Below are 17,672 nucleotides of genomic sequence, written 5' to 3' on the forward strand. Positions count from 1 at the left end.
ATTTATTCAAAAGGAACATTTTACAGCCCTTCTGTTGTTTCAAGCCTATCATGAAAACAAATTCCAATTACGATGTTATCATAGCCGGTTCTGGCATGGGAGGGATGTCGGCCGCAGCAATGCTGGCAAATGACGGCTACAAGGTCTTGGTACTGGAAGCTGCCCACGTCCCAGGGGGATGCAGCTCCTCTTTTTACCGCAAAGGATACTGGTTTGAATCAGGGGCGACTACGCTGATCGGATTTGAAAAACATCAACCACTTAGAAAACTGGAAAGGGCGACCGGGATTGAAATCCCCCGCATTGAGCTTCAGCCAAGTATGCAAGTCCATCAGTCGGGCGAAACCATAACCCGTTACCGTGAACCGGACAAATGGATCTCAGAAGCCAAACGGTGCTTTGGCAATGACCAGGCTCAGGAGTCGTTCTGGAAACTGGCATTGAAAGTTTCAGAAGTGGTATGGGAGGCATCGTCCAGAAATGCCTTTTTCCCACCGCAATCATTTAAGGAGTGGCTGAAGCTACCCCTAAATAATGATCTTTCGCAGGTATGGGTACTGCCTTATGCTCTCCGTTCTGTAGAAGATGTTTTAAATAGTTTCGGGTTAAACACCCCTCGGTTTCGTCAATTTGTAGATGAGCAGCTTATGATAACGGCACAGTCTACAGCAGAAGATACCCCATTCCTGTTTGGCGCTCCCGCGTTAACCTATACCAACTATTCCAACTACTACGTGCCGGGGGGTCTCATTAATATGGTGGAACCCATAGCCGACTTCATTGAGCAGAAGGGCGGTGCCTTACATACCCGTGAAGCAGTCGAGCACATTAGCAAGGTGGGCGATCATTATAATGTGTTTACATCCAAAGGCATGTACACCGCCCCGGTTGTAGTTTCTAATCTACCTGTTTGGAATATGCAGGATCTGACTTCCGGTGAAATCAGGGAATATTTTAAGAAGGAAGCGGATAAGTTCAGCGAAGCATGGGGGGCTTTCACGCTGGGATTGGTGACCACTGATACCTATCCGGAAGATCTGCCGCTGCATCACCAGCTTCATTTGCCTGCAGATGACCACATTCCACATACTGTTTCAGACTCTGTCTTCGTTTCCATGTCACATCCGGGGGATGAGACCCGTTCTAAAAACGGAAACCGGGTTCTGAACGTCTCCTGTCATGCTGATACTGATACCTGGTTTTCAATGAACGGCAGTTACGAACATCGTAAAAAAGAGGTGGAGAACCGCATTGTAGAACACCTTAAAAAAACATTACCGGGATTTGGGAAGGCTGAAATAATCAATGTATTTTCGGGTACACCGGTAACCTGGCAAAATTGGGTTTACAGAAAAAAGGGGAGGGTAGGTGGAATACCGCAAAGTATGTCACGTTCTCTGCTTGAATGGACACCGGCCAGTCCTCCCTTTAAAGGCCTTTATTTGTGCGGAGATACGGTTTTCCCCGGGCAGGGAATTCCGGGCGTAACATTAAGCGGTATAAACGTATATTATAGAGTAAGAGAAAATTTTTAAATAAATATCCGACCATTTGAATTATCAATCAGACAATTACAGCCCTAATACACAGTTTTCTGTATTTCCTCCGGCCGTCAAACATCTGCTAATAATAAACGGAATATTTTTTGTAGGACTCAGTACACCGGGCGTTGCCCAGTTTCTTTTTGAATATGGTGCGCTCTGGCCCATCGGTTCAGGATTGTTTCAGCCCTGGCAACTGGTGACTTATATGTTTCTGCATGGCGGTTTCGGGCATATATTTTTCAACTTGTTTGCGCTATGGATGTTCGGACAGTCTATCGAAAACTACTGGGGAACCAAACGGTTTACCGTTTTCTATTTTTTGACAGGAATCGGTGCTGCCATTCTCCATATGATTATCGGGGGCGGTGGCGCACCTACCATTGGTGCCTCAGGAGCCGTATATGGTATACTTCTGGCTTTCGGGATGATGTTCCCTAACCGTGAAATTATGCTGTTATTTCCTCCTATTCCCATGAAAGCAAAATATTTTGTTGCTTTATTTGGGGTGATTGAACTGATTAGCGGTATAAGCCGGACAGATAGCGGTGTGGCTCACTTTGCCCACCTTGGAGGTATGCTGGTCGGTTATATACTCATTAAATACTGGGGCATCAGAGGAGAACAATATTAGTTTTACGGAAATGATTAATGAGATTGCATCGTTTTATAGACATAAGCAACATACCACGATATAAACATGTATAACGAATCATTCGGAAGTTCTATAAAGCGCGGGTTTATGGGTCTGCCCATTGCCATTCGCACTATTATAGGCCTGAACCTGATCATTTACCTTGTGCAGGTATTCGGCCAGCTCTTTGGTGGCAGCGCATTCAGCAACATGCTGATCAGTGCCTTTGCCTTTTATCCCGAGTTGCTGACGACGGTTTTCCAGCCATGGAGGCTGTTTACTTATATGTTTTTACATGCCGGTGCCTGGCACCTGGTTTTCAATATGCTTTGGCTTTGGTGGATGGGTCGCGCCGTTGAGGAAACACTGGGACCACGCTCATTCACAGTTATTTACTTGGGCTCCGGTATCGGTGGAGCGTTACTGGATGTGTTTTTTGCCCAGTTTCTCGGTATCAATTACGTTATTGGTGCTTCGGGTGCGGTTTTCGGCATCATGGTAGCTTTTGCAGTGCTCTATCCCACAATGCCCATTCACCTGTTCTTACTGCCACCTATTGAAGCCCGCTATGTTGTTGCAGGCTTGATAGCTTTAAATATCCTTGCGCTTGGTGGAGATAGTAACGTGGCTCATATTGTCCACCTCGGAGGTGCCGGAATAGGTTATCTTCTGATGAAGGCCAGACAAGGTGGATTTAATCTGGGAGGTGTTATTCAGCCAATTGAAAACATATGGCTGGAACTGAAGGGAGCCTACAAAAAGAAAGAGTCTGCTCCCAAGAATAAGAACATGTACTCGGTTTCGGATGTTGAAATTATCGAAGAAACAGAACAGACAGAGCTGGATGATATTCTCGAGAAAATATCCGAAAAAGGTTATGATGCCCTGACTAAAGAGGAGAAGAAAAAGCTCTTCGAATTAAGTAAAAAGAATTGAGAATTCAGGTGAATGATTACCATTCAGTTTTGAGTTTAAGGTTTTCAGTAATTATTTCTCAACAATAAAATTTTAAGCATGTCCAATATCAAAAGACGCGAATCCATACAAGTAATGGTCGGCAATGTTCCGGTAGGGGGAGGTGCTCCAATAGTAGTGCAATCTATGACCAACACCGATACTGCCGATATTGAGTCCACTGTGGAACAGATTAAGCATCTGCACCGGGAGGGTTCTGAGATAGTTCGCATCACCGTCAACCATAAGGAAGCCGCGAAGGCAGTGCCGCATATCAAGGAACAGCTTGTGAATGACGGCTATGACGTACCTATTGTGGGGGATTTTCATTATAACGGACATGTATTGCTTACCGAGTTTCCGGAAGCTGCCAAAGCACTTGCTAAATTTCGCATCAACCCGGGTAATGTCGGTACCAAAACACGCGATGAAAACTTTTGTACCATTGTGGAGCAGGCAATCAAATACGACAAACCGGTACGTATCGGGGTAAATTGGGGTTCTCTCGATCAGCAGCTGCTGGCCGATAAAATGGATGCCAACAGTAAGCTGGAAGAACCGAAGTCTTCGAAGCAAGTGATGCTCGATACGATGGTAGAGAGTGCCAAACGTTCGGCTGAACTGGCCGAAAGTGTCGGGCTCGCTTCCGATAAGATTATCATCAGCTGCAAGATGTCGCATGTACAGGATGTGGTAACTGTATACGAAAGAATTGCTGAAATATGTGATTACCCGCTTCATGTGGGTCTCACGGAAGCCGGAATGGGTATGAAAGGTATAGTAGCCAGTACAGCGGCACTTTCCGTTTTACTACAGCAGGGTATCGGCGATACGATTCGTGTATCTCTTACACCTAAACCGGGCGGTGATCGAGCCGAAGAGGTGAGGGTCTGCCAACAGGTACTGCAGTCACTGGGCATTCGAAGTTTTATTCCACAGGTAACTGCATGTCCGGGTTGCGGTCGTACAAATAGTACCTATTTCCAGGAGCTTGCTGACGAAATACAAGAATACCTTCGTGAGATGATGCCGGTTTGGAGGGAGATGTATCCCGGTGTGGAAGATATGAATGTGGCAGTAATGGGTTGCGTGGTGAACGGTCCCGGAGAATCCCGAAATGCCAATATAGGTATCTCTCTGCCCGGTACCTTTGAAGAGCCCAAAGCACCTGTCTACATGGATGGGGAGCATTACAAGACTTTGAAAGGGGATGGGATCGGTAAAGAGTTCCGGGATATACTCGACAATTACGTAACGGATAACTACGGCAAGGATAAAAAAGAACTTGAAGAAGCCTGAACTTAGGGTTCTCCGCCTCAAGCTGCAGGTAACAATCCGGCAGTCATGAATAAAAATGCAACGGTTATCATACTTCTATGCGCTGCGTTATTGGCAGCTTATCTATGGTTTTTTGCTGACCCAAGTGTTGTTGATGAGGATTATATCTCCTCAGACTCCTTCAAAAAGCTGGAACAAAATATTGACTATGAGAGAGATTCCGTTGCTGATCGCGAAACGGTAATTCGCGATGTCGTCAACCAAATGATTCAAAATCAATCTCTAATTCAGAAAAAATTGCCCTTTCGCCTGGATTCACTGGCACTGGATTCGGTCTTGAATCCACAAAATCGCCTTTCGATCCCTGATGTGAGAAGCATGCCATCCGATTCCGGTGAGTATCACTTTTACGGGTTGATCATACTTGAAGGTGAGAATTACCGGGCACTCCTCTCATTGGTTGAACTACCGGGCATTTATAGAGATCTGGAAGTCGGATTAACGACGGTAATAGACGGACAAATCGTTGACAAAGCTTTAATAGGGCGATATGAAAAAAATCTTACCGAAAAGACATATACCGAAATATACATCAACGAGAATCACGAGATAAGGGTAGAGGTAGATAAACAGCGTTTTTATCCCTTTGAACAAGAAAAGAGAGTCAGTTATCGTTATGTTATCAACAGAGATGGCAATATAGAATTTAGTATCCTTTAGTAAAGAGAAGATTTTTCTTTTTGTATTTCATTTCTTAGAATCGGTTAAGGTTATCAGAATTAAATCATTTAAGACAGCTATTATGAGATTCGGTTTTCTACTTTTGACAGTATGTTTGTTTGTATATCCGGGTGAACTTTTGGCTCAGCAGGGCAATGGCAACGCTACTATATCCCTGGAAGAGGAAGCTGATTCCCTATATGATGCATTTGAGGAAAAAGAAGCCCTGAATGCCTATGAAAAAATTCTGAACAGGGATCCAGAAAATTACCGCGCCTTGTGGAGAACCAGTTTTTTGTACTCTCGTATCGGTAACCGGAAAAAGGAGAAAGATACACAGAAGGAGTTCTACAATAAAGCTCAGGACTTAGCTCAAAAAGCCCTTCAGGTGGATTCCACCGACGCCGAGTCGCACTTCGTTATGTCAGTTGCCATGGGGCGTAAGGCTTTAATAGCAAGCGCACGTGATCGCGTAGCGGCATCCCGCGATATCAAGAAGCATGTAGACCGTGCTTTGGCTTATGACAGCACTCATGCCGGTGCCTGGCACGTGTTGGGTCGTTGGCACTTCAAGGTTGCCAATTTAAACTTTGTAGAGCGCCTCGCAGCCAACACACTGTTTGGCGGGATTCCGGGCGATGCCAGTAATGAAACGGCAGCTAAAGCCATCAGGCGCGCTATTGAACTCAATGATAATTACGTGCTTTATTATCATGATCTTGCCATGGTTTTTGACGAGATGGGTAAAAAGAAGGAAGCAATAAATGCCTGCCAGTCGGCTTTGAATCTGGAAAATCTCACTCCGGACGATATACGCCTCAAAAACGAATGTAGAAACTGGATTGAGGACTGGAAATCCTGACAGTTCTTACAGGGGACAAATAGAGTCTGCGGCAAGTCAAGACTATTGCATTATGTAAGCGCTTTCAGTATCATAATTCACTTCTCATAATTCAGTCGTAGGCGATTGTCAAACACAATTTACGATATAGCGAGACAAGCTGATGTAAGTATAGCAACAGTCTCGAGGGTATTTAATGACAGTACAAAAGTCTCTAAAGCCACCAGAGATAAAGTAATTGCTGTTGCCAGGGAAGCCGGATACCATCCACAGGGCTTTGCGCATGGTCTTGCCAGTCGCAAGAATAATATCATCCTTGCCGTGGTACCGGTACTCTCCAACTACTTTTTTATGCAGGTACTGGCCGGTATTCAGGATAAAATATCCGAATATAACTACGAGCTTTATATTTACAATATTAAGCCGAATGAGGACAAACTTGACCAGATTAGGCAGCTCTTGCGCAGAAAGTGGGCAGCAGCTTACCTGATGGTCTCCGTCCATCTGCCTGACAGCAAATGGAAGCACCTGATGGAATTTGATGATCCCATTACGCTGGTGGATGATTCCTACCCAGAGATCGATTCCATCTATGTAGATAATGTTCATGGAGCGGAAGTCGCCACGCAGTATCTGCTGAATAAAGGTTATCTGAATCCTGGTATGATACTCCCCAATCGATATTCAAAACCGGCCCAGGATCGACTGAAAGGCTTTCAAAACATCATTAATAAGTACCAACTCCGTGTTACACCTGACAATGTAGTGGTCGGTGATACCGATTATAGGGACGGTTATAATGAGCAAAACGGGTATGAAGCAATGCAGAAAATGCTTGCCATGGAGACCGTACCCGATGCCTGCTTTTGCAGTTCCGATATTCAGGCAGTTGGCGCAATGGGTGCGCTAAGGGAAGCAGGAGAATCCATGCCTATTATCGGTTATGATGACATAAAGGTAGCCGAATACATGGGACTCTCAACCATCAGTCAGCCGATGTATAAGATGGGTGAAAAAGCGGTTGAACATATAATTGAACGGATCGAAAACCCTGAACAGGAGTTGCTTCAGTACGTTTTTCCGACTGAATTGGTTAAGCGTTCTTCCACAGAAATTGAAAAGGTAATAAATCATTCCTAACAGGAAATGGCTAAAAAAGTATTTAACAGAATTGGAGTTTTGACTTCAGGAGGCGACGCGCCCGGCATGAATGCCGCAATCCGTGCCGTCGTCCGCAGTTGTGTGTATTACGATATTACGCCCTACGGTGTGATGGAAGGCTACGACGGCCTGATAAAAAATAAGATACACAAAATGGATGCCAGCTCGGTGAAACATATTATCCACCAGGGAGGAACCATCCTCAAGTCGGCACGCAGCAAGCGATTCATGACGATAGGGGGGCGTGAAAAAGCTTGGAATAATATCAAAAAGAAGAAGCTCGACGGTCTGGTTGTTATCGGAGGAGACGGAACCTTTAAAGGAGCGATGGCCCTGGGAAGCGAGCACGATATTCCTATAGTAGGTATACCCGGCACAATTGATAATGATATTTTCGGTACGGATTTTACCCTCGGTTTTGATACGGCTACAAATACGGTAGTCGAAGCTGTGGATAAGATTCGTGATACCGCTACTTCTCATAGCAGATTGTTCTTTATTGAAGTAATGGGTAGGGATGCCGGTTTTATCGCCGTTCACTCTGGCATTGCCGCAGGTTCGGAGGAGATACTTATACCGGAAAAAGACCGTGATGTGGAGCATCTTTTTGAATCACTGGAACGGACATCACGTCGTAATAAAACCTCCAGATTGGTCATTGTGGCCGAAGGAGATCAGAATGGAAGTGTCTATAATCTTGAGCGACAGGTTAAAGAGCGTTTCGGTGACCGGTATGAAACCAAAGTAACCATCCTGGGACACGTGCAGAGAGGCGGACGTCCTACATGCAATGATAGGGTACTCGCCAGCAGGCTGGGTGTCAGTGCCGTTGAAGCACTCATGGAGGGCAAAAGAAACGTGATGATTGGAACTCGCAATAAAAAGATTAATTTTACCGACTTTGATAAAGCTACCAAGCAAAATCCAAAAATGGATGAAGAGCTTATCAGGGTCGCGAATATCATATCAATTTAATATAGCTTAAAGAAAAACCATGAATACACATTCCGCGATATCAAGGATTCAGGTACTGCTTATTGCCGCAGTGATAGCATTTGTTACTGTAGGGTGTTCCTCCGGAGAGCAACAATCCGGGCTGGACGAATCGACACAACAGGCACTGATCAATCATCCTGAATGGACGAAAAGCGCCAATATTTATGAAGTCAATATTCGCCAGAACACCCCGGAAGGGACTTTTAATGCGTTTCAGGAAGATTTGCCTCGCCTAAAGGAAATGGGTGTTGATATCGTATGGCTGATGCCGATTCATCCCATAGGAGAAAAGAACCGTAAAGGTGAACTGGGCAGTTATTACTCTATTAAAGATTACACCGCGGTAAATCCGAATTTCGGGACCTTGGAGGATTTCAAGGCCCTTGTCGATTCAACCCACAAACACGATATGAAACTTATAATCGACTGGGTTCCTAATCATACCGCCTGGGATCATCCCTGGGTGACCGAACATCCCGAGTATTATGCAAAAGATTCCACCGGGGCCATAACCTATGAGGCGGATTGGACAGATATCGCCCTCCTAAACTATGATAACAAGGAATTATGGCCCAAGATGATAGATGCCATGAAATACTGGATTAATGAAACAAATATTGACGGTTTCCGTGTTGACCATGCTTCCCATGAGATCCCTATGGCATTCTGGGAGCAAGCGGTGCCTGAAATCGATCAGGAGAAAGAGGGTCTTTTCTGGCTTGCCGAATGGGATGAGCCCAAGCTGCATCCTGTGTTTGACGCTTCTTATCCCTGGGAATATTTTCACATGACTACAGAAATTGCCAAGCAGAACCAACCGCTTTCAGCGATTGACGAGTATATGGAAAAAGAGCAAGAGCGTTATCCGGAGCATGCCTATCGCATGTATTTTACCAGCAACCATGATGAAAACAGCTGGAACGGTACCGACCGTGAGCTCTTTGGTGAAAACTTTCGCAATTTTGCTGTGCTGGCAGCTACTATCGACGGAATGCCATTGGTTTATAACGGGCAGGAGTCGGGGCTGTATAAGCAGCTGGAGTTTTTTGAAAAAGATACTGTAAATTGGAAAGAGTATAAGAACCAGGAGTTCTATGCCACGCTCTTTGATCTTAAAGATCGCAATGAAGCTTTATGGAACGGGCAATATGGCGGTGATTTTGTGAAGGTTGCCAATGATAAAGCAGACAGCGTGTACTCCTTCAAACGGGTAAAAGGGGACGAAGAAGTGATAGTGGTTCTGAATTTAAGCGGTAACACTTACTCTGTTAATTTTCCCGGTATGGTATCAGAAGCAACCTATACCAATGTATTTTCCGGTGAAGAGCAGGTTCTTGGAGCCGGAGCTGTATCCATGGCTCCACACAGCTATCTGGTACTTGAAAAGTAGCATCATATTCTGACTAACCTTCAGATAACATTGACCAATGGATAAATCTGCTAAAAAACCGGCGCTGAGTTTCTGGGATATCTGGAACATGAGTTTCGGTTTCCTGGGTATCCAGTTCGGCTTTGCCCTACAGAATGCCAATGTAAGCCGAATTTTTGAAACCCTCGGTGCTTCCATCGATGATATTCCCATACTCTGGATCGCCGCACCGGTTACGGGACTTGTAGTACAGCCTATTATAGGTCACCTAAGTGACCGGACGTGGAATCGCCTGGGACGTCGCAGGCCCTATTTCCTTTTTGGGGCAATATTTGCCTCATTAGCCCTTATTGTGATGCCCAATTCGCCCGTCCTGTGGGTTGCCGCGGGAATGCTCTGGATTATGGACGCCTCTATCAACATATCCATGGAACCTTTCCGGGCATTTGTTGGGGATATGCTTCCTTCCCATCAGCGAACCAAAGGTTTTGCTATGCAGAGCTTCTTTATCGGCACAGGGGCTGTTGTAGCTTCCCTGTTACCATGGATGATGACTAACTGGTTTGGTGTTACCAATACAGCACCTGCCGGAGAAATACCCCCATCGGTGAAATGGTCTTTCTACATTGGGGCTTTTGCCTTCTTCTTTTCTGTGCTATGGACAGTCGTGCGCGTTAAGGAATATCCGCCTGAAGAATTTGAAAAATTTTCAGAAGGTGACGGGAGCAGTGACTCCCTGATCGATGCCGGAGGTGAAGCGGGCACTGAAATCAAAGAAGGAGAGGGGGCTCGCAAACTTTACTTTGGTTTTGTATCTGCTGTGCTGGGCTTGATCGGAAGCTATATTGTGTATACCAACCAGTACCAGAAGGAACTATATGTGCTTTCCGTTGGACTGGTAGCCCTTGGCTTGATAATGGTAGCCGCTGCCTTATTGCAGAAAAAGGGCAAAACAGAACAGGGTCTGGTAGTAGTAATGAACGATTTTTTGAACATGCCAAAGACCATGTTCCAGTTATCCTTTGTACAATTCTTTTCTTGGTTTGCCCTCTTTGCCATGTGGATCTACACGACGGCGGCAGTGACTTCCCATATCTACGGTACCAGCGATACCACCTCATTGCTATATAACGAGGGTGCTGACTGGGTGGGTGTTTGCTTTGGTGCCTATAACGGTTTTGCTGCAATGGTCGCTTTTGCTCTGCCACCGCTAGCAAAAATCATGAGTAGAAAAGTAGTACACGCACTATCGCTGCTAATCGGGGGCATCAGCCTGGCCGGGATCTACTTTATGAGTGATCCCAATATGCTCTTGTTCTCTATGGTGGGCATCGGTCTGGCATGGGCAAGCATTTTGGCCATACCCTATGCCATACTTTCTGGCGCCTTACCCGCAAAAAAAATGGGAGTGTATATGGGCATATTTAACTTTTTTATCGTTATTCCACAGATTGTAGCCGCCAGCATCCTTGGTTTTATGCTCCGCAATTATTTTGAGGGAGAAGCCATTTATGCCTTGGTTATGGGCGGTGTATCTATGATTCTAGCTGCCGTGATGATGCTGTTTGTGGATGATGTCGATGAAGAAGAGGCATCAATTATTTAGCTTTCCTGCTAATTTTTTTATTTCTTCATGTTTTCATTTTTTCGAACCCTGATCTTACTAATTGCAATTACATTAATGTCATCTTTTCAAAACGATTCTACAGCCGTGCAGGTACAAAAAGCAGAGTATTCAGCTCCTGAATGGGCAAAAAAAGTAATTTGGTATCAAATATTTCCGGAACGCTTTAATAACGGAGATCCTTCGAACGACCCCACCCCGGATAGGGTGGCAGGCAAATTTGAACTGCCCGATAATTGGGAAATTTCTCCCTGGACGGGCGACTGGTACGAAAGGGCTGAATGGGAAAAAGATATAGGTCCCAAGTTTCGTGATGCTGTATTTTTTCGACGCTACGGTGGAGATCTTCAGGGCATTATCGACAAACTGGATTATTTACAGGATCTGGGCATAGGGGCGATATATCTGAATCCGGTGTTTGACGCCGTATCATTGCATAAATATGATACCAGCCACTATCGTCATATAGATCGCTTCTTTGGTCCTGATCCGGAAGGAGATACCGCCATCATGGAACAGGAAAATCCTTCTGATCCCTCTACCTGGAAATGGACTTCCGCCGACAAGCTGTTCCTGGAACTCGTGAAAGAAGTGCATCGTCGGGATATGAAAATAATCATAGACGGTGTATTCAATCACACGGGAACTGATTTCTGGGCATTTAATGACCTGGAAAAGAACCAGCGTTCTTCAGACTACAAAGAGTGGTATGATGTAATATCCTTTGATGATCCGGATTCTCCCGAGGTTAATGAATTTGACTACAATGGGTGGTGGGGAATAAAAGACCTGCCCGAGCTTAAGGAAGAAGATGGAAATCTTGTAGAACCGGTTCGTAACCATATTGCGAATATCACACGTCGTTGGATGGCTCCGGACGGAAATATTGAAAATGGAGTAGACGGTTGGCGTCTTGACGTACCCGAAGAGATCGGGACTCCATTTTGGGTTGACTGGTGTAATTTGGTTAGAAGTATTAACCCTGAGGCCTATATCGTAGGTGAGATTTGGGATGATAAGGCTACTCACTATCTCAATGACGACCTTTTTACTGCTGTGATGAATTACCAATTTGCCAAAGCCGTACAAGACTACATGATTGACCGTGAACTTTCGGCTAATGACTTTGCAAACCGGCTCAAAGGCGTCAGAGAGAGTTTCCCGGATGAAGCCAACTATGTTGTTCAAAACCTGATGGACAGTCATGATACTCCCCGTGTGGCTTCAATGATTCTAAATCCGGGAAGAGAGTATGATAAAGAGGGAACCCCTGAAGAAGGCTTTGACGTACGCAAACCGACCGAAGAGGAGCGAAAGGTTCAGCGCTTAATAGCCCTGTTTCAATATACCTACGTCGGGGCTCCAATGATATTTTACGGCACAGAAGCAGGAATGTGGGGAGCCGATGATCCCGATGATCGCAAACCCATGGTCTGGCCGGACAGAGTATATGCTGTTGAGAAGACCCATCCGCTGGTCGGAGACAGACCGGCTGATGAAAATACCTTTGATCATGATCTATTCAACTGGTATAAGCAATTGGCGCATATCAGGAACAAGCACGAAGCACTGCAGACCGGAAAATTTGAATCGCTGACTGTTGATTCTGAAAAGAACATTTACAGTTTTGCCCGGTACAGCGACAAAAACGAATACTTGGTAGTGGTTATGAACAGGTCAGAACATGAACAATATGTTGAGATATCTCTGGATCGTTTTAATACAGAATCCGGTACTATTACCGATCTGATATCTGGTAATGAGTTTAACCTCGAAGGCAACATGCTTAAAATTTCCCTTCCTCCGGTTTCCGGTTTAATACTTTCCCCATAAATTTCATGAAGCTTGACCAAAAATATTTTGTTCCTTTCCTGGCAGTTGCAGCCATACTCACTGCGATTCTGATTACCTTCTTTACTATAAGCAGTCAGAAGGGGCAACGTCAGGTATTTCGTGATTTTGTGATGCAGCAGGATACCCTCAGGTATGAAAGAATGCCTCTTCTGAATGAAGAAGACAGCCTTTCTGTTTCTGACTTCAAAGGCAAGTTTGTCATACTGGACTTTTGGGCAACATGGTCCAACTTTTCAGAAGATGTTCATTTTCAAATATCTGAGTTAGCCAGGCAGCATGCCGACACCCTGCAAGTTATTGCCGGTGTAGTTGAAGACCGCCAAGAGAAAATTGACGCTTATATTGAGAGACATGACTATCCCTTTCATTTTGTGGAGGGAACCACAGTGTTCAACAAATACGATATTCCCGGTATGCCTACTGAAATTGTGTATAATCCGGAAGGTGAGATCATCGATGTATTTTTTGGATATCCCGATTCTACGCAATTTGACAGTCTGAGAATCTTATTAAACAATGGAAGATGACCGGTGGGTTATTTACGATGGAACGCTTATAAGGGCATCACAGCCTGCGGTGCCGGTAGAATCCAGAGGGCTAATGTATGGTGAAGGGTGTTTTGAAACACTGAGAGCGTATCAAGGAGCTTTTTTTAAAGCAGGGGACCATCTGGAAAGACTCAGGCAAGCCGCCGAGTTTCTGGATTTTTCATTCCCTGATATTTTAAAGTATAACTCATTCAGACAGCTCTCAAGGAAATTACTTGAGAAGAATAATCTTTCCGAAGTCGATGCTGTCATTCGCCTACAGCTGTGGAGTTCCGGTGATAGGGGATATGGACTTAAATCCAATCCTGATTTACACTATTCGATGATAGCAAGTCGGCTTCCCAATTATCCCACTGATACTACTCTTGCAACTGTTGAAACTAGGCGCATCCCTTCTAAATCCCTACCATCGCATTTTAAACTGACCAATAACATTAATTATATCACTGCTGCCAGGCAGGCAGCTAAACAGGGTGCCAATGACGCGCTGATGTTAACTGTTGATGAAAAAGTTTCAGAAACGACTATTGCCAATCTTTTTTGGTTAAAGGGAAATACGGTTTATACCCCTTCAAAAGCCTGTGACCTGCTGCCCGGCATAACCAGGAATTCCCTGATCGACTTATTGCTTGGATTTTCATCATACGAGTTTAAAGAAGGGGAGTACGACCTGGAACAAATATATAGTGCAGATTCAGTGTGGATCTGTAATTCCCTGAGGCATATCATTGGTGTTTCCCGAATTGATGATCACAGTTTTGATAGTGATCATGATTTTCTGAAACAATTAAAAGAGACATTCGAGAATCACGTGCAATCCAAACTGGAAATCTGATATGGACAGCCGCCTCGATTCACTGATAAAAATGTATTCAGAGAAAGGTCCGGTTATTCTACTCGAATCCCAATCCGAAGATCACCCTGCAAGCCGGTATTCTTATTTAGCAGCCATTCCGGAGGCATCCATCGAGGCGAAAGGAACTGAGGTTACAATCTTCCATAAAGGTGACAAAAAGAAGTTTTCTGAAAATCCTCTGGAAGCACTAGGCAGGTTTTATGAAGAACAGTCAGATTGGATGTTCGGTTATCTGGGCTATGATCTGAAGAACTTCATTGAAAAGCTAACTTCTGAGAATAGAGATCAGGTTCAGGCACCTGATCTCTATTTTATTGTACCCGGGGTGCTGATCAGGTATGACCGTCAAAAGAATAACTTAGAGTACATAAAAGGGAGACCGGCGAAGGAAGAGAGAGCGGGAACGGCACAGGGAAATAGTCCTCAAATCTCCTCTTTAGGCTACACGGTCACTCGCAATGACTACCTGCAATGTATTGAAGAAGCCCAGAGACGCATTACGGAGGGAGATTTCTATGAGTTGAACCTATCACATCAGTTGAAAGCCGACTTTGAGGGTGATCCCTTTGCGTTGTATAAGAAAATGAGAGACATAGGACCAGTGCCTTTTGGAGCCTACATAGAAATTGAAAATATAGCAATATGCAGCATGTCTCCGGAAAGGTTTCTGGCAAGGGAGGCTAACCGCGTTTACTCTCAGCCGATTAAAGGTACCATTCAACGTGGTGCTGATGAATCGAATGATCAGAGACTGAGGGCTGAATTGAGCAGTTCTGTTAAAGACAGGGCAGAGAACTTGATGATAGTGGACCTGGTACGTAATGATCTAAGCAAAATCGCCCGAAAGGGAAGCGTCAAGGTTTCGGATTTATTTCAAATTCAGACTTTTGGAACCGTTCACCAAATGGTTTCCACGGTTGAGGCAGAGTCAGAAACGGAAAATCCAATAGAGATCATCAAAGCTTGCTATCCTATGGGTTCCATGACAGGCGCCCCTAAGATAAGTGCCATGAAGGCAATTGAAGAGCTGGAAAATTACCGGAGAGGTATCTATTCGGGAGCCATAGGCTATTTCAAACCAAACGGGGAATTCGATTTCAATGTGGTTATTCGAACCGCGATAATTACCGGCGATAATCTGTTCTACTCGGTAGGTGGTGCCATTACGGGGGATTCTGATCCGGAACTGGAGTGGGAGGAGACTTTGGTCAAAGCAAGGGCGCTAACAAAGGTTCTTAAGGAGTGAACCTCATCTTTTGTTTCGGTCCCGTAATTTTTAAACCTGTTCCGATTTCTTTTATCAGGACTTTGACCCTTTTCTCTTACGCATTTGCTCCAGTCGAAGCCAGAATTCTTTGGAAGTATTCAATCCCGCTGCCAGGTGGCAGGCACGCATTTCGGTGACAGATAGTTTTCCGTCAAGAAGGAGATTGACTTCCTGAACAGGCATCATCAAAATAGATGCCAACTCATCTGGCGTCCAGTTATTGGGGACAAGATAATTTCTCTCTAAAACCTCTCCCGGGCTGAGCTCTTTATACCTTTTTTGCGGCATAGTCTAACTCTTTTTTGTCTTGATTTACTGATCTATAAACCCCCATGCAACCTAAGCCTAACTTTTACAAGGCCTTAAGCATTTAGTATAAAACAGCTCGCCAAAAAATGGAATTAAAATTCAATAATATATCTTGTAGCCTCTTACTTGAAATGAATTCTCTGACTATTAAGTTAAAGCCATAGAATCAAAACATTTTTAAAACCCCTAACATGAGCGAACTGCACAAATCAGTATCTACACTTGGTGCGCTAAAAAAGAGTAAGTGGCAATCGGTAACAGTTAAAGAGGAGATACGGCGAAATGTCGTAAAGAAAATTAAATCCGGAGAGACACTCTTTCCGGGCATTAAAGGATACGAGAAGTCGGTAATTCCGCAGCTGCAGCACGCTCTGCTTGCCAAGCATGATATTATACTCCTTGGTTTGCGGGGGCAAGCCAAGACAAGGATTTTACGCCTGATGACCAACTTCCTCGATGAGTGGATTCCGGTAGTGAAAGGCTCCGAAATCAACGACGATCCTTTTAATCCGGTATCCAAGCAATCACGGGAGCTGCTTGAGGAGCAGGGTGATGAACTTCAAATCGAATGGCTTCACAGAAGCGAACGCTACGGGGAAAAACTGGCCACACCTGATACTACTGTGGCTGACTTGATAGGAGATATTGATCCCATTAAAGCGGCTACCCAAAAGCTTACGCTGGCTGATGAAAATGTAATTAACTTCGGTCTTGTGCCGCGTACCAATCGGGGAATTTTTGGAATCAATGAATTGCCGGATCTGCAACCGCGCATTCAGGTTGCCTTGCTGAACATCATGCAGGAGAGAGACATACAGATTCGCGGATTCAATATTCGTATTCCACTGGATGTGGCCATGGTCTTTTCAGCAAATCCGGAAGATTATACCAGCAGAGGTAATATTATTACACCGCTGAAAGACCGCATCGATTCTCAGATCATGACACACTATCCCCGTGAAATTGAGATCGGTATGGATATCACTTCGCAGGAAGCATGGACCAGCAGGGACGACCTTGTGGAAGTGGAGGTTTCCCGCCTGATGAAGGAACTTATTGAACAGACAGCCTTTGAGGCGCGCAATTCAGAGTATATCGATCAGAAAAGCGGGGTCTCGACACGAATGACTATTACTGCTATGGAGCAGCTCATATCTGCTGCCGAGCGACGGGCACTAATGAACGAGGAAAACAAGACTTCGGCAAGGATTACTGACCTGTACCATATTGTCCCGGCCTTAACAGGCAAGCTGGAACTTGTGTACGAAGGCGAACAGGAAGGTGCTATTAATGTGGCTAAACATTTAATCGGCAAGGCAATAAAAAAGACACTTCTGAAGTATTTCCCGGATCCGCAGCATCAGAAAAAGCAGGAAGAAGGTGCGTACGATGCCATTTTGAACTGGTTCACTGCGGGAAATGATTTAGATCTGACGGATCACGATTCATCTAAAGAGTACAAAAAACTACTTAAGAGTGTGGACGGCTTAGAGGAGTTTTTCGAAAAACACGGCGATGATTCGTTAAGCGAAGACCCTTTAGTTGTGATGGAATTCATCCTTGAAGCCCTTCACCAGCACTCCATGATCGGTAAGGAAGACATGGATGACAAGCGCTCTTACAGCGACATGCTGGGCAGTATGCTGGGATCGATGGGTGACATGGACGACTTTGAAGATTTTGATGCCTAGTGTGATTGCAAATCGACAGTTATAATCGT

Annotated in this window: 16 protein-coding genes; 15 read left to right on the forward strand and 1 reads right to left on the reverse strand. The window is 44.8% G+C overall.

Annotated elements, in window-relative coordinates; all coding sequences use genetic code 11:
* Positions 1-50 precede the first annotated feature (50 nt).
* The 14 genes from G3570_RS05470 (at position 51) to pabB (ending at position 15,622) form a co-directional block, all read left to right on the forward strand.
* Positions 51-1,535, forward strand: coding sequence for a phytoene desaturase family protein (locus tag G3570_RS05470; RefSeq protein WP_165140101.1), 1,485 nt, complete (start codon positions 51-53; stop codon positions 1,533-1,535).
* A 16-nt stretch (positions 1,536-1,551) separates the two neighbouring features.
* Positions 1,552-2,175 (forward strand): rhomboid family intramembrane serine protease, encoded by a 624-nt coding sequence (locus G3570_RS05475; RefSeq protein WP_165140103.1) that lies wholly within the window; start codon positions 1,552-1,554, stop codon positions 2,173-2,175.
* Positions 2,176-2,241: 66 nt separating this feature from the next.
* Positions 2,242-3,111 (forward strand): rhomboid family intramembrane serine protease, encoded by an 870-nt coding sequence (locus tag G3570_RS05480; RefSeq protein WP_165140105.1) that lies wholly within the window; start codon positions 2,242-2,244, stop codon positions 3,109-3,111.
* A gap of 78 nt (positions 3,112-3,189) precedes the next feature.
* Complete coding sequence (gene ispG / locus G3570_RS05485; RefSeq protein ID WP_165140107.1) at positions 3,190-4,428, forward strand: flavodoxin-dependent (E)-4-hydroxy-3-methylbut-2-enyl-diphosphate synthase; 1,239 nt, start codon at positions 3,190-3,192, stop codon at positions 4,426-4,428.
* A gap of 45 nt (positions 4,429-4,473) precedes the next feature.
* Entirely contained in the window at positions 4,474-5,127 is a 654-nt protein-coding gene (locus G3570_RS05490) for a hypothetical protein (protein ID WP_165140109.1), read from the forward strand.
* Positions 5,128-5,209: 82 nt separating this feature from the next.
* On the forward strand, positions 5,210-5,989 hold the full coding sequence (locus tag G3570_RS05495; RefSeq protein ID WP_165140111.1) for a tetratricopeptide repeat protein: 780 nt from the start codon (positions 5,210-5,212) through the stop codon (positions 5,987-5,989).
* 105 nt (positions 5,990-6,094) lie between these two features.
* A complete protein-coding gene (locus tag G3570_RS05500) occupies positions 6,095-7,108 on the forward strand; it encodes a LacI family DNA-binding transcriptional regulator (protein ID WP_165140113.1) in 1,014 nt (337 codons plus the stop codon).
* A 6-nt stretch (positions 7,109-7,114) separates the two neighbouring features.
* Entirely contained in the window at positions 7,115-8,104 is a 990-nt protein-coding gene (pfkA, locus tag G3570_RS05505) for a 6-phosphofructokinase (RefSeq protein ID WP_165140115.1), read from the forward strand.
* Between the two features lie 19 nt (positions 8,105-8,123).
* On the forward strand, positions 8,124-9,515 hold the full coding sequence (locus G3570_RS05510) for an alpha-amylase family glycosyl hydrolase (RefSeq protein ID WP_165140117.1): 1,392 nt from the start codon (positions 8,124-8,126) through the stop codon (positions 9,513-9,515).
* A gap of 37 nt (positions 9,516-9,552) precedes the next feature.
* The gene (locus G3570_RS05515; protein ID WP_165140119.1) at positions 9,553-11,100 is read left to right on the forward strand and encodes an MFS transporter; all 1,548 of its coding nucleotides are present in this window, start codon (positions 9,553-9,555) and stop codon (positions 11,098-11,100) included.
* A gap of 75 nt (positions 11,101-11,175) precedes the next feature.
* Positions 11,176-12,951 (forward strand): glycoside hydrolase family 13 protein, encoded by a 1,776-nt coding sequence (locus G3570_RS05520; RefSeq protein ID WP_165140121.1) that lies wholly within the window; start codon positions 11,176-11,178, stop codon positions 12,949-12,951.
* A gap of 5 nt (positions 12,952-12,956) precedes the next feature.
* On the forward strand, positions 12,957-13,499 hold the full coding sequence (locus tag G3570_RS05525) for a TlpA family protein disulfide reductase (RefSeq protein ID WP_165140123.1): 543 nt from the start codon (positions 12,957-12,959) through the stop codon (positions 13,497-13,499).
* Complete coding sequence (locus G3570_RS05530) at positions 13,489-14,355, forward strand: aminotransferase class IV (RefSeq protein WP_165140125.1); 867 nt, start codon at positions 13,489-13,491, stop codon at positions 14,353-14,355. Before G3570_RS05525 ends, G3570_RS05530 begins: the two co-directional genes overlap by 11 nt.
* A gap of 1 nt (position 14,356) precedes the next feature.
* The gene (gene pabB, locus G3570_RS05535) at positions 14,357-15,622 is read left to right on the forward strand and encodes an aminodeoxychorismate synthase component I (protein ID WP_165140127.1); all 1,266 of its coding nucleotides are present in this window, start codon (positions 14,357-14,359) and stop codon (positions 15,620-15,622) included.
* A 54-nt stretch (positions 15,623-15,676) separates the two neighbouring features.
* On the opposite strand, the gene G3570_RS05540 is transcribed toward pabB, so the two are convergent.
* Positions 15,677-15,931 (reverse strand): helix-turn-helix transcriptional regulator, encoded by a 255-nt coding sequence (locus G3570_RS05540; RefSeq protein WP_165140128.1) that lies wholly within the window; start codon positions 15,929-15,931, stop codon positions 15,677-15,679.
* 212 nt (positions 15,932-16,143) lie between these two features.
* Between G3570_RS05540 and G3570_RS05545 the strand changes: the two genes are divergently transcribed.
* On the forward strand, positions 16,144-17,643 hold the full coding sequence (locus G3570_RS05545; RefSeq protein ID WP_165140130.1) for a magnesium chelatase ATPase subunit I: 1,500 nt from the start codon (positions 16,144-16,146) through the stop codon (positions 17,641-17,643).
* Positions 17,644-17,672 lie beyond the last annotated feature (29 nt).

It is taken from the genome of Halalkalibaculum roseum, from assembly GCF_011059145.1.
In the GTDB taxonomy this organism is placed as follows: Bacteria; Bacteroidota; Rhodothermia; order Balneolales; family Balneolaceae; genus Halalkalibaculum; species Halalkalibaculum roseum.